At 51.5% G+C, this 13188-nt stretch carries 9 protein-coding genes and 1 pseudogene; 7 read left to right on the top strand and 3 right to left on the bottom strand.

The window, feature by feature from the left end; genetic code table 11:
• Nucleotides 1–23: 23 nt before the first annotated feature.
• The 5 genes from AF70_RS00650 (at nt 24) to AF70_RS00670 (ending at nt 7861) form a co-directional block, all read left to right on the top strand.
• A complete protein-coding gene (locus AF70_RS00650) occupies nt 24–467 on the top strand; it encodes a hypothetical protein (RefSeq protein WP_032831187.1) in 444 nt (147 codons plus the stop codon).
• A gap of 208 nt (nt 468–675) precedes the next feature.
• Nucleotides 676–1995: a type II toxin-antitoxin system HipA family toxin gene (locus AF70_RS00655; RefSeq protein ID WP_028941099.1), complete on the top strand. Its 1320-nt coding sequence runs from the start codon at nt 676–678 to the stop codon at nt 1993–1995.
• A gap of 463 nt (nt 1996–2458) precedes the next feature.
• Entirely contained in the window at nt 2459–5278 is a 2820-nt protein-coding gene (locus AF70_RS00660) for a metallophosphoesterase (RefSeq protein ID WP_169342451.1), read from the top strand.
• 705 nt (nt 5279–5983) lie between these two features.
• Nucleotides 5984–6169: a hypothetical protein gene (locus tag AF70_RS00665; protein WP_155954670.1), complete on the top strand. Its 186-nt coding sequence runs from the start codon at nt 5984–5986 to the stop codon at nt 6167–6169.
• Between the two features lie 402 nt (nt 6170–6571).
• Nucleotides 6572–7861: a hypothetical protein gene (locus AF70_RS00670; RefSeq protein ID WP_028941101.1), complete on the top strand. Its 1290-nt coding sequence runs from the start codon at nt 6572–6574 to the stop codon at nt 7859–7861.
• A gap of 145 nt (nt 7862–8006) precedes the next feature.
• Here AF70_RS00670 and AF70_RS00675 read toward each other — a convergent pair whose 3' ends face one another.
• The 3 genes and pseudogenes from AF70_RS00675 to AF70_RS00685 form a co-directional block, all read right to left on the bottom strand.
• Complete coding sequence (locus AF70_RS00675) at nt 8007–10202, bottom strand: DEAD/DEAH box helicase (protein WP_028941102.1); 2196 nt, start codon at nt 10200–10202, stop codon at nt 8007–8009.
• Between the two features lie 43 nt (nt 10203–10245).
• On the bottom strand, nt 10246–11541 hold the full coding sequence (locus tag AF70_RS00680) for an ATP-binding protein (RefSeq protein ID WP_028941103.1): 1296 nt from the start codon (nt 11539–11541) through the stop codon (nt 10246–10248).
• Nucleotides 11538–12413, bottom strand: a pseudogene (locus AF70_RS00685) (tellurite resistance TerB C-terminal domain-containing protein); the annotation flags it as partial. The gene AF70_RS00680 and the pseudogene AF70_RS00685, both read right to left, overlap by 4 nt.
• 100 nt (nt 12414–12513) lie before the next feature.
• Here AF70_RS00685 and AF70_RS00690 point away from each other — a divergent pair.
• Both AF70_RS00690 and tnpB read left to right on the top strand, forming a co-directional pair.
• Nucleotides 12514–12831: a transposase gene (locus tag AF70_RS00690; protein WP_081625541.1), complete on the top strand. Its 318-nt coding sequence runs from the start codon at nt 12514–12516 to the stop codon at nt 12829–12831.
• A complete protein-coding gene (tnpB, locus tag AF70_RS29705) occupies nt 12828–13163 on the top strand; it encodes an IS66 family insertion sequence element accessory protein TnpB (RefSeq protein ID WP_019578429.1) in 336 nt (111 codons plus the stop codon). The genes AF70_RS00690 and tnpB overlap by 4 nt, the downstream gene beginning before the upstream one ends.
• The last annotated feature ends 25 nt before the right edge of the window (nt 13164–13188 follow it).

The raw sequence follows: 13188 nt of genomic DNA on the forward strand, positions 1-13188 counted from the left end.
AGATAAGGGTGGTATTGAGAAATATGGTTGTTTCAGATGTTGAGCTATTAGGTGAGTTGCTATTCGGATCAGCACGAGCCCTGGGTGGCTCAAGGCTTGAAGACGATGAGTTGATCGAACTGGCCACCGTAACCTTCACAGAAAAGCCATTCTGCATCGTTCGGCAGTGGCTGTTGTTGGATGTCATGCTCCCGGAATTTCAAGAGCAGGAAGTGAAAGCACAAGACCTTGAAGCAACGGTCTTGTATGCGCAAGCAGTGGTGTTCGACAGCAATAACAAGCTCCAACCAGGCGACAGCGTCCTCAGCGATTTTCAGAGCGATTTTGAGGACTGCATTTTTGAAAGCAAAAACGTGTTGTACATCTTGGCCGGCCGTGGCGCGAGAAAGCACGTGAGTGCGCCTGCTGTTGCAGCGTTACGTGCTTTTAAAAATGCTGACGTTAATGAAGATAGAAACGCTGTATGAAAATCTGCCAGGGCTCGCCTAGTCGGTTTGCGGGAGATTGGGAAAAACTCCCTGTTTAGGCGGAATGCCTTGCTCGCCCTTGGATTGAATCAGAGACGTTGATCGAGAAATTATTCCCCGCTGTCCAGGTGCTCGGACAACACCCCAGAAGCTCTTCGGACTCAGATTGATCAAGGCACAGTGAGGCTTCGGTAATTCGCCGAGACGTATGGAATCCATCACTCTTCAAATTCACTCGAATGGCCGTTGGCGCGATGCATTGGTGGTCAGCTTCGATTCACCTAGAGATAGTCTGCGAAGTCGGTGCAACATCAACTATGTGCCCGAATACCTTGTGGATCAGTTCATTCAACTGGGTACGGTTAAGGCGCCGGCCGTCAGTGCGAATCTCCCACTGGAATGGGATATTCGGCGAGAGCTCGCTCCAGCTTTTCTGCACGATATAATCCCGGCCGGTGCTGCACGTCGGCACATATTGTCTAGAGCGGTAGTACCGCCAGGGATGTCGACTGACCTCTTTCTGCTGCAGCAATTCACCGCTGCTCCCATTGGACACATGCGCGTAAAAAGCGCGGGCGAAACGTATCCCGCAGGCAAAGTATCTGGTGGGGTTACGCGAGCAGAGGTTGTCCAAGACGGTATGGGCTTTCTCGACCAGGCTAGGGAATCGGGAATGTCAATAAACGGTGCCCTAGGGGTCGGTGGTCAAGCTCCAAAAATGCTCTTAGCCGAGGATGCTTCGGGTCGGCTTTATCCCGACGGAGCCCTACGCGACGCAGATGCGTGCCGGAATTGGTTCGTAAAATTCCCGCGAAACAACGCAATCAAATTAGATCGAGACATCCTGCATTCCGAATACTGCTTTTACCGCGCGTTGGGCGAGTTGGGGATCGACACGATCGCCGCCGAGGGGCTGGCATACGAAGAGGCGAAGATGCCAAGTTTTTGGATGCAAAGATTCGACCGAAAAGTCTCTTCGGGAGGGATTGAGCGTATTGCGGTGGAGTCAATGTACTCGCTGTGTGGCGTCACCAATTCGTGTATTCGTATGGATCATATCGATGTCGTGGATCGGCTAGCGAAAGCATGGATTGCCGCTGGACAAGAATCTGAAATACCGGACATGGTTAGCGAATACCTGCGACGGGATTTGATCAATCAGGCCCTCGGGAACACCGACAACCATGGCGGAAATCTCTCGATCCTTCGGAGTAAGGAGCGAGTGAGCTTTGCACCGGTTTACGATCTTGCACCCATGCTGTTGGATATTGAAGGCATTGTGCGAAGTACCCGGTGGCCAACGACGATGGAACGTTTAGGTTCGGTCGATTGGGCGGCTGTTTGTGCTCACTTTGCTCATTGGGCAAATCCGGAATGGCTGTTCGATCGCTTACGGGCGGATGCTCGTTTGCTGCTGGCGTTGCCGGATTTGCTGCTGGATCTAGGACTGCCCCAGGAGGCTTGGCGCTCACCGCTGATTCCGTTGAGTCGACTGGAGGCTACGTTTCGTAGTTGGAAGTTGCTGTGATTGATCCATATCGAGGCAAGCTGCGTGACTGCATGGACTTGTCCACACATTTGCATTTGACCTAACCAGTCATTTGCATCGGATTTAAACAGCAAAATTCGTGGTAATGGCCGGTAAAAAGCGTCCTATAGCTGCCTATCGCGGATGTCGAAAATCGGCGAATAGCGGACGCACTCAAGGGTTGAGTTCGGCCAAAATGCCAGTCGTGCCAGGCAAGCACATTTCCATTGCATCCTGCCAGTCCCGACAGAGAATGACGGTCGTTCTCGGCCGAATCTAAATCGATGTGCGGACTTGTCTAGAAAATTCGGTGCAATTCACGACATCTGCCAATCTCCGTAGCATTTCAGCCAGACAATCCGCAGGCGGTCGGCAGAAAAGCTTAAGCATTTATGGCAATGTGCCCTCATATTGAGTATAAGTGCAAATTTTTTTGATCGGTGGAACAGAAAAGGAGATGTGCGTGAGCGGATTGAAATGGCTTCACTTGTCCGACTTTCACTTTGGGAAAAAGCCTGAAAGCACCTATCAGCAACCATTGATCAGTAGAAAGCTTATTGAGCACATCATCAACCAGAGTGCAAAAGAAGGCCCGCCCGATCTTGTTTTCATAACAGGGGACATCGCAAATTCGGGTAAAAAAAGTGAATACGCACTTTTCAATGATCATGTAATATTTCCGCTGCTCGCGCATTTTGGCGACGACTTCGTCGACAAAATTTTTTTGGTTCCAGGCAATCACGACGTTCAACGAGACGTCGAACGAAATTTTGGGCGCAATGAGCACCTGTCACTAGATAACGGAAATTTCGAGCCCACGCCGCAGTCTAGAAATGATCGATCCGCACTCATCGAACGCTTAAAGGGCTTCATTACTGCGCCTTTTGCTAGCGAGCTTTCAGTGTTCGAGCAGGACGAAGGTGTTTATAGTAGAGAGCTGAATGTAGGCAATGAAAAGATTGGAATACTCGGAATAAATACATCCTGGCTTTGTCGGGACGGACAAGATAAAGGAAATCTCACACCCGGCGTACCCCTCGTGAGAGATGCACTTGAAAAAAGCGCCGACTGTGATCTCATGTTCGTTCTAGGGCATCACCCTATAGACTGGTACTCCCCCGATCATGCAGAGCCGATAAAGACTCTATTTGCTAGGCACAATGTGATTTATCTACACGGCCATATGCATAAAGTTTGGGGGAAGCCAGAGTATGTGAATGGCTCAGCCTTTATGACTATTCAAGCAGGTGCTTCATTCCAAGCCGGAGAGGCCAGTGTTTGGAAAAACAGCATACTATGGGGTCGGGCAGATCTAATCAGTAAGTCACTTGCACTTAAGCCATTCACGTGGAATTTCGACGAGCAAATCTGGAAGCTAAACTCCAACGGCTTTCCAGAAGAGCATCGAATTGATGATGAATGGCACTTCAATTTCCCACGATCATTTACTGCTGGAAACTTACAGGCTCCAAAAAAAATCACACCACCTGGAGGGTGGGAGGTCACCAAATTTGAGGACTTACGGAATTACAATAAGCCTATATCTGAAGATTTAGCGGTTTATTTCTTTGACGGTGCGAGCCCAACTTGGGAGGTTTCATTATCGACCTCAATTCCGAGAAGGGAGATCGTTGGTGAGGTCGTAAGTACCTACAACAAATTAATTGATAAGGCGTCTGGCATGCCGTGCGTTTGCACTTTATTGGCAGCAGGATGTGAAGGAAAAACAACCGCATTACTTCAGGCTAGCTATGAAATAATTAAAGGAAGCCCATCTAAGCGAATTCTTTACAGAAAAAATAATCTTCGACCGTTTGATGTAGATAAATTCCTCCCAGTATTGAATACTCACAATGATTGGCTCATCGTAGTTGATGAGGCAGATCAAATTGCAACGCAAATTCAAGGCTTTGCAGAGTCCGGCCTTGCTGGGTACACTGGCAAAATAGATTTTTTGCTAGCTTGCCGCGATTCAGACTGGCGATCAAACGGCGCTGACACCATTCCTTGGGGCTTCTCCTGCACTTACAAGGAAATCGTTCTGAAGGATTTGAATAAAGCAGACGCTGAAAAAATTATTCATGCCTGGGAGGCATTTGGTGATCGTGGTCTTGGTGAAGGCGGTTTGGCGAATCTAGATACTGCAAGCCGAGTTGAAAAACTGCGCTTCTTTGCGAAACAGGAGTCCAAACGTACCTCCGGCGCTTTCTTCGGCGCTCTACTGCTAAGCCGGCACAATGGCAATCTACTTGATCATGCTGGAGCAATGCTTTCTAGGCTAGACGAAGCAGAAGTTAGCTTGGGAAAAACCCTCAGAGATGCACTGGCCTATATTGCTGCCATGCATGCCGAGGGCTTCGAAAAGCTTACTTATGACGTACTAGCCGCCGCGATGGGCATGACAACATCAAAATTGAAAATTGTCGTAATTAACAAATTAGGCCAAGAAGCAGCAGCAACTGGAACGGCGACTACAGTATTTACTAGGCACAAATATATCGCCGAAGCAATTGTCGAAGTTCTAGAGGCAAAATTTGAAGTCGACACTGCTACACTATTCATTGATTTGGCGCTAGCCGCAGAGAGAGCATCAAAGACCGAACGTGTAGCGAATTTGGAATTTTGGCGTTTCAAAATGGCCGACTTCTTCTTTGAAAATAATAAAAACACTGTCGCAACCTCGCTATCACAGGCATTACTCGAAACGGATACGAGCAACTACAAGCTTCTCACGAAGCTTGCCAGTTTTTACAGGAAAGAAAAAAATCCGGATGACGCATTGGAATTATTCAGGAACTATGATGGAGCCTCCCCCGAATGCGGATTTTATTTTGAGTGGTCGCTGTGTGAATTGGAAGCACGCAACGCAGTAGAAAGTGCTACGCTGGCCCTGTTTTCAATATCTGATGAAGGTGAAGTTTCACAACTCGACATTTCAACCGTATTCAAGTCTCTCGGAGGACTTACGGAAATATTGTCTACCCTTCATAGAGACTACGCTGATGAAGTTTTTGTTAATGCTTCTGATGCCGCATGGTCTATGATAAGTATATTCGCATCAGTTCGGCCTGACCTTCAGCACGCAGGGCTCAAAATTTTTCTAAATAAAGTCGATAAAAAGCGAGCCAATCTATATAAAGGCTTGGAGGCTCATCAAGTTCTAGTCGCCCTAGCGGAGCGCCTCGGAGGCTATAAGTCACAGCTAGCCCTTCCAAATAACATCCTAGTGCAGCATCTTACGTTTGAATCTATCAAGATGCTGATCAGAAATACTTCTAAATAGACAAGATTTTTATATAAATTTAAGGTGCCCAGCCATATAAGCTAGGCACCTTTATCCAGACTACTGACAACTACTGAACATTCCCTCGCTGAATCATGATAGGCCCGCTACATCACCACACCACTCAGCAGTAAAAGACGACGCTGATCACCCAAATGGAGTGGGTTTTTACTACTTTAAGGGGGCGGGTCGTTGCCATATGAATCCCGAGTGCCGGTCTAAAGAACCGTTCGCACTAAACTTGGCCAGCACGCGTGATAGCGAACACCGACAGAGAATGGCCTGCTTAATCGAAATGTCGAACAGCAGTATTGGTTTTCAGCCGTACTCGCCCGGCGGCTTTTGGCCGTTCTCTACCGCTCATTGCCACGAAGCATGCTAATTAAATCCGATTCAATTGACTGGTCAAGTCGAATGAAAACGGGTGGTCAAAAGGAGTGCGATTTCGCATAAGCGCCACATTTTCCGTTGATCATCTCCTGCCGGCACGAAACTCTCGCGCAATGCCGGATTCGGGACTCACAATCGTTTGTGTTCAAATCAAACTCGATCATTTTGACTCCACTCTCGGTGAGCTTTGAGGTGCTCCATTTCCCGCATCCACACGCGTAAAAATCGCCGCCAATCACTTGCGTAGCTTCCGTCTGGGAGCCGGGTAGATAAGGCACTAGCCGCTTCGAATCGTGCATGCCAAGGTTGTGGGATGTGCTGGTCGAGTACGATAACGAAAAGGTGGCCATCGTTTCCCCTGAATGGGGTTTCTGGAACGCGTTCGCGCAACTCATCGATCGACATAGAGCAGGCACCACCGATTGGGTTTTGGAGATCCTGGTGATCGATGTCATCAAGCTCGGCAAGCAGTGGTTTTGCTTCTTCCGAACCAGGGCGTAAGTGTTCTAGCGTCCACAGCAGCTCGCGCCGCTTCCGCTCGCGTAGCCATAAGGTCTTTAGATCGGCTTCCAACATTGATTCCTTATCACGGTATACGTAGATCAGTTCGCGGTTCGTGTTGGCTACGCTATCAGCATAAGGGCAATTGGGTGCACCGAATTTTACTGGATGGACGCGCGCGTGAAGCGAGCATTAAAGCTTTGAATCAACTATTGGTAGTTGCGCAGATTGCTCACTCGTTTCCTCTGCGTTCGGATGCTTTTCATTTGAGGCAGCGAACGTAGCGCGGGTGTGAATCGGTCAATGACTCAGCCTATTGCCGCATCGGATCGTCATAACGTTTAGGCTAGGATGACTTAGCAGCAGCCTACTTCCTGATCACCTTTCTCGAAGCGCCTATCCATGGAAGACACGCCAGAATCAAACATTCCAGCCGATGACTCCTCCGAAGACGTGGTGACAAGAGAGTCGTTGTACGAACTAGCCTGGTCGATGCCAATGACCAAAATTGGGGAGCGATATGGTGTTTCTTCCAGCTACCTGGCTCGGATCTATTCCAGCCTGAATGTACCCCGACCGCCGGTGGGGTATTGGGCTCAGGTTGCGGCGGGCAAAGGAAAGCCACGCCCACCTCTGCCAACGGCGTTGCCAGGCACTCTCATTGCCTGGAGTCGAAATGGCACGCCTCTCAAGGTTTCACAGACCCTACCGAAAGCACCCCGGAAGCTGGGTCGGCAAAAAAATAAGATCGATGTGGAGCTACCTCGGAAACACCCATTGTTGCTGGGTATCGAAGAGCATTTCCTGAAGGTGAGGGAAAGCGAAAACGGTTATTTACGACCGACAAAACGTTCCATGGCAGATCTCATCGTGAGCCGCACCGGACTCACTCATGCCGTGGACTTTGCCAATCAGCTGTACTTGGGGCTGATGAAAAAAGGTTTCTCCGTAGCACTCTCAAATGCCGAAACATACATGAATCGTGAATCCGTGGATCACCGAGAAAAGGAGTCGAAAAGGTACGTTCATCCTTCACTCTGGAAGCCGCAGCGACCTACCGTGGTTCACATTGGTAGTTTCCAATTCGGGCTGACCATCTACGAAGTCAGTGAATACGTGCCAGTGAAGAGTGTTGGTAAGCAATACGTTCGACTGAGCTCGCTTCCTACGAGTCAACGACGATCTCCGTTTCATGATGGTTGGGTGATGAGCGATGACATGCCTACTGGCCGTCTTTGCCTGCAGGTCTACTCTCCCTACTACGGCGCAGAATGGGTACGTCGTTGGATTGAGGACAAGCCTGGCGACTTAGTCAGCAAAATTGCTGGCATCATCAAGTTGTTGATTGCCGAGGCTCCGGTGCTTGCCAACAAAGTCGAAGTCGAGCGTGAACGGAGGGAGCGCGAGCATCAGAAGTTTTTATTGGAGTGTGAGGAGAGGCGCAGACAAGAAGAGGAAAAGCGCCGACTCAAGGTGATCCAGGAAAGCCGTGATCGACTTGAGTCTGTGATTCAGACTTGGGCGAAGGTGAACAGTATCCGCGCCTTCTTCGACGACATTGAGCAATCTGCACAGAGATTGGGGGATGCCGATCGTAAAGCTGTCCTAGAGCGACTGACCAAAGCGAAAGAGTTAATCGGAGACTTGAACGCACTGAAGCATTTTGAGAGTTGGGAGCCACCAGCCCACTAAACGTTTTTGCTTTGCTTCAGAAGCAGAAATGAAATTGTCGGCGTGTTGAATATTCTGTATTTACCGAATCTCCTGCGCCAGCGTCTTACGCTGCTCGGGCCTACATAGAGGCCGCGTGTAAGCGCGAAATGTGTTTCAAACGCATCTACGGCGTGGCCACGCCATTCTGCTTAGCCAAAGACTGGCGTTGTGCAAAAACGATAGCAGTCGAGATATCCAGCGATATAGAAGCAAACGATTTCATCAGCAATGACTCCGGCAATGCCCAATCCCATTTCTCGCGCAGCATGTTCTCCACATTCGCAAGAATCGAATCGAGATCGCCTGCATCCAATCTACCAACATCCTCCAGCGCTGCCTGGGTTCGACTGAGGCTGGCGTCAATCTCAATGGCAAGGCCTGAGTTATCGCAAGATAGGCCTACATGATTGAGCAACAGACGCAGTGCATCGTTGGCATGATCACCTAGCCAGCTGATCAGATAACACTTGCTGCCCGACTCGATGATGTAGCGTTCACCGAGGCCTAATGAGACAAATGTCTTTCGAGCCTCGTCGAGCAGATCATGGGCGCCGCGATCAATAAACTGGCAGGGAGTTGTATCTGCCAGCACTGCACGCATTTCTTCACGGACGGTGTCATGCACCATTGCACCCAAGCCATCGAACTGGGGAGGAGCACCGCCGCGTGCGGCAGTAACAATAATGACCTTGGCCTGGAGATCAACGTCACGCACTTGCCATCGTCGCCCCCCAAAGATGATTCGTTGATCCTTGGTAAGCGGGCGGCTTACCGGTACTGACCCCAGGGCTTTCCCATCACACACGAGGCGAAACTCTTCATCGCTGGTGAATGCGCTGTAAAACTCATAATGGTTTATCAGACGCTCTCCAACTGTCCCTGGAAGCAGTAATCCCGAACTGTCTTGAACAATGAGTTCATGCTCTCCCAGTGACCTGAGCAGCTTTACGAAGTCGGGCTTTTCGACTTTGGAAAATGCCCCTTCGGCGATCAAGCTTTTCCATAGATCTGCAGCTGATGCGCCTCCACACTGGGCAATGATGGAAAGGATTTGCTGAACCAGGGTGGAGGCGTGAACGCCTTGGGCTCTCGGAGGTTCGAACCACCCTCGAATCAGCAGGCGAACCATGGCAATGGTCTGTACCAGGCCTTGGCGCAGTTGGTCGGAAAGGCTCGATCCATCTATGAGTGGCGACTCTTTGCAGTACGCACGCAGTACCGCATTCTCTCCTGGGCGTCTTCCCGAACGACCTAAGCGTTGACGTAGACTCGCCACCGAGGGAGGGGGGCCAATCTGCACCACCGTCTTGATGCTGCCGATGTCTATTCCGAGTTCAAGCGTAGTGGTGCAGATCGCCGATGCCGCCTGGTTGCCGGCCTTCAGTGCGTGCTCAGCTTGCTCACGTAAGTCCTTTGAAAGGCTGCCGTGATGGGGCCAGAACTCGTTGGGCGCACCGTCTTTCTCGCAGCGTCGACGCAGTTGGTCTGCGTACCATTCAACTTGCCGGCGGCTGTTCGGGAAAATCAGGTTATTGCTTCCTCGCAAAACCTTGTAGAGGTGATCGGCGATCGCAAAGTCAGGGGTTGCCTTGTTTTCCGTTTCGTCTTCATCGCCGTCCTCATCAGGGGACTGGATGGGAGTCTTTCTTAGCTCGCTCATCGGCGGTTGGATGTAACCACGGATTTGCACCTGGAGAGTCTGATTGGAGTTTTTGGACTCGATCACGGTTACCGTGTCGACGCCGGCCGGACGAAGAAACTCCGCCGCCAATCTCATATCGCCCAATGTTGCTGATAGCCCAACTCGGGGAAGGCGACGTCCTGCTACGAGCTCGACCCGGTGCATCAGGGACTGCAGCTGTTTGCCTCGCTCACTACCAATGAATGCATGGAGTTCATCAACGACGATGTAGCGCAGGTTTTGGAAAACTCCGGCCAGGCTTGAGCCTCGGTTGACAAACAATGCTTCAAGGGACTCAGGTGTGATCAATAACACACCCTCCGACGACTTCAGAAATCGATGCTTTTTGCTCGATGAGATGTCCCCGTGCCAGCCGACTACAGGTATTTCCAGTTGCTCACAAAGTCGACTCAATCTGCCCCATTGATCGTTGATCAAGGCTTTGAGTGGGCTGATGTAGAGCACAGAGCCGGGAGGGTCATTGTGGTTGAGTAAATGGGTGAGGATGGGGAGGAACGCGGCCTCGGTTTTCCCCGCCGCCGTTGCAGCGGCGATGATGACATCCTGGTCTGCGTCCACTAGAACAGGTACTGCCCATTCCTGGGCGTCACGCAAGGACGTCCAGCCTTCAGCCCAAATCCATCGCTGGATACGGGGTTCTAGCTGGTCGAAACCCGATGACTCAGAGTGAGAAGGTGGCAAGTTCATCGTCCGCGTCGACCTTCGTATCGTCTTCTCCGCCCAGATCTTTGGCTACCTCGACACCTCCCAGCAGCGTCCGCCAGTCAGCTCCCGGGTTTTGCTCCAGAATGGCCAGCAGATTGATGAACGCAGTGATAGTGGTGCGGGGTGTACGGAAGTAGGCTTCACCCATGCGCTGGTTACAGTGCGCCATAAACAATGGGAGTGCTTCGTCAGGCAGTAGATATTTTTCAGCATCGCCGCCTGCGTAGACATGACGAAGCTTCTGAAGCAATACATAGAAGTCTTCAGGGGTGAGGCTGGTTAGGCGAATAACAGGGCCCGAAAGATCAACCAACCCTGTTTTTGCGAACGAGTTTTCGGCTAGTCGCGATTGTAGGGCAGGGTAGCTGAAGAGGCCTCGGCGAGTGTCCATCAAGAACTCAGGGGTGCCACCCAAGACGAATCCAAGCCCCTCAGCCGATCCCTGCAGCGAATCATTGAGGACGCGCAGGATCTGCTCGTAGTTGGCATTGCGTGCCTGCGTGTTGGCCAGCTTGTAGAGGTTGACCAGCTCGTCGAGGCAGATCATCAGACCACCAAAACCTGCAAGCCTAACGAATCTCGATAGCAGCTTGAGCTGATCGTAGACGGAGGCGTCATCAATGATCGTTCGCACACCCAGAGCCGCACGCGCATCGGTCTTGGTGGTGAACTCACCACGCAGCCAGCGGATGGCGTCAGCCTTGAGTTGCTCATTGCCGTCCTCGAAACCTCGGTAATACGCAGCGATCACCTCAGCGAAATCGTAGCCGTTGACCATCTCGGTCAACTCAGCAAGGTGTGTATGGATGACAGTCTCACTGTCAGTACCCGCTGCCTTGGCTTCTGTTTTGGCTTGGGAGATGAATTTCTCGACGATGCCTTGCATAGCCCCACCGTCAGGCTTTGTGCGTGTCGACATGTTCTTGGCCAGCTCGGAATAGAGTGAGCGTGCCTGTCCCCCAGTGGCATGCAGCCTGCGATCGGGGTTTAAGTCAGCATGCATGGTTACGAGTTTGCGCTCCATCGCAATGGCTCGTACCAGGTTGAGAAAAAACGTCTTGCCGGCGCCGTACTCGCCAATCACGACGCGAAATGCTGAACCGCTTTCAACCAGGCGGTTAACGTCGGTGATCAGCGCATCGAGTTCGCCCACCCGGCCGACCTGAATCAAATGTTGGCCGACACGAGGAACGACGCCGGCGCGTAGCGATTGGATGACCGCGTCGCGATCCTTGGCTCTGATAGTGGTCATAAGGCTAGCTCTTCCAGAATGTCTTTATTGATCTCGATGGGATCATCACCTTCGGTGATGGGCATGTCGAAGCGGTCAAAGGCCATGTCGTTGATTTGCTCCAAAGCACCATCGAGCATTAGCTCCATGTCGCTCGCAGCGGACTCAAGTTCAGATCGACTCCACTCTGGACGTGAGACCAATAGGCGTAGGAACGCCGAATGTTCCAAGTCGAGACCCGCAACGTCGGCACTCGACGCTGAAGTCGATTCAGCATCCTCAACAAGCTGGTCAGATTCCTCAACCTGGTCATCAGTGAACACCTGAGCGAGTAGGGCGGATACCTCAGCTGTTTCTCGTTGCAATTCAGCAATTCGCTCATGATCGAGCACGAACCCTTGCTTGGCATTAACTGGGAGGGGCACCCCAGGCTCGGACTGAATGGTGTTGGCGGGTGGTATGGCGGATGCAATCCTTGCTCCGGATGCAGCACCGTGAAGATCGCTGTAGAGCAGTTGACTGTCGAGTTGCAACGCTTTGTACACTCGCTCCAGAAGCTTCACTTCAGATGTGCTGACGGTGCCATCGGCTTGTGCGAGGTGGGCCAGGAAGCTGGCAATCGCGCGCTTTGCTTCGACGGTCAATGGGTCGAGCTTTTTCTTCAAACTTGCGAGTGTTGGAGGTTGCTGAGTTTGGATTCGTAAATGCGCCTTTAGACGTTTGCGATGGGCAACACTCAGGTGACTCCATGAGTCAATGTGCTGACCCAGCATGGTGACTTCTTCATTTGAAGTATCCCCATCGGCAGATGCCACTGCACTGGCTAGGTCAAGAGTGACCGAGGCCGCGTTATAGGCCTCCGAAGCTCGTAGTGATCCGTCCTCTGGTTGGGTGTAAGGGGCCGGCGAATACACCTTCCGAACTCCAGCATTAAGGACGATGGTGTCCGCGTATTTTTAAGCGGACGCTATCGCCCTTAACGTCAGGAATTCCATGCGCCAACGAAGCTCTTATCCCAAATCGTTCAAAGCCCAGGTTGTTCAGGAATGTCTGCAACCAGGCGCGACCATCTCCGGTGTAGCCATCAGTCATGGCATCAACGCCAACGTCATTCGAAAGTGGATGCCGCTGTACCGGGATCAGCCGCCAGCGGTGCTACCTGCTTTTATTCCAGTGAAATCTACGCCAAAACGGCAGAGTGAAACGTCGGCGGTAATCGATCTGCCGTTTGGCGATCAATCGATCACAGTGAAATGGCCAACTTCTGATCCTGAAGGATGCGCCCGCTTTGTCCGTGGGCTCACGCAATGATTCGCATCGACGCCATCTGGCTCGCCACTGAGCCCATGGACATGCGTGCAGGCACTGAAACTGCGCTGGCCAGAGTGATTGGGGTGTTCGGTGCGGCGAAGCCGCACTGCGCTTATCTGTTTGCCAATCGCCGCGCTACTCGCATGAAAGTGCTGGTACATGACGGCATTGGCGTTTGGCTGGCTGCACGTCGATTGAACCAAGGCGGGTTTCATTGGCCTGGTATTCGACAAGGCTGCGAAATGGAGCTGGATAACGAGCAACTTCAGGCCTTGGTGCTCGGTCTACCTTGGCAACGCGTTGGTGCAGGCGGTGCAATCACACTGCTTTAAGAAGCTGTAATTAGCGCCTTGGCCT

The organism is Pseudomonas sp. KD5, from assembly GCF_012932895.1.
In the GTDB taxonomy this organism is placed as follows: Bacteria; Pseudomonadota; Gammaproteobacteria; order Pseudomonadales; family Pseudomonadaceae; genus Aquipseudomonas.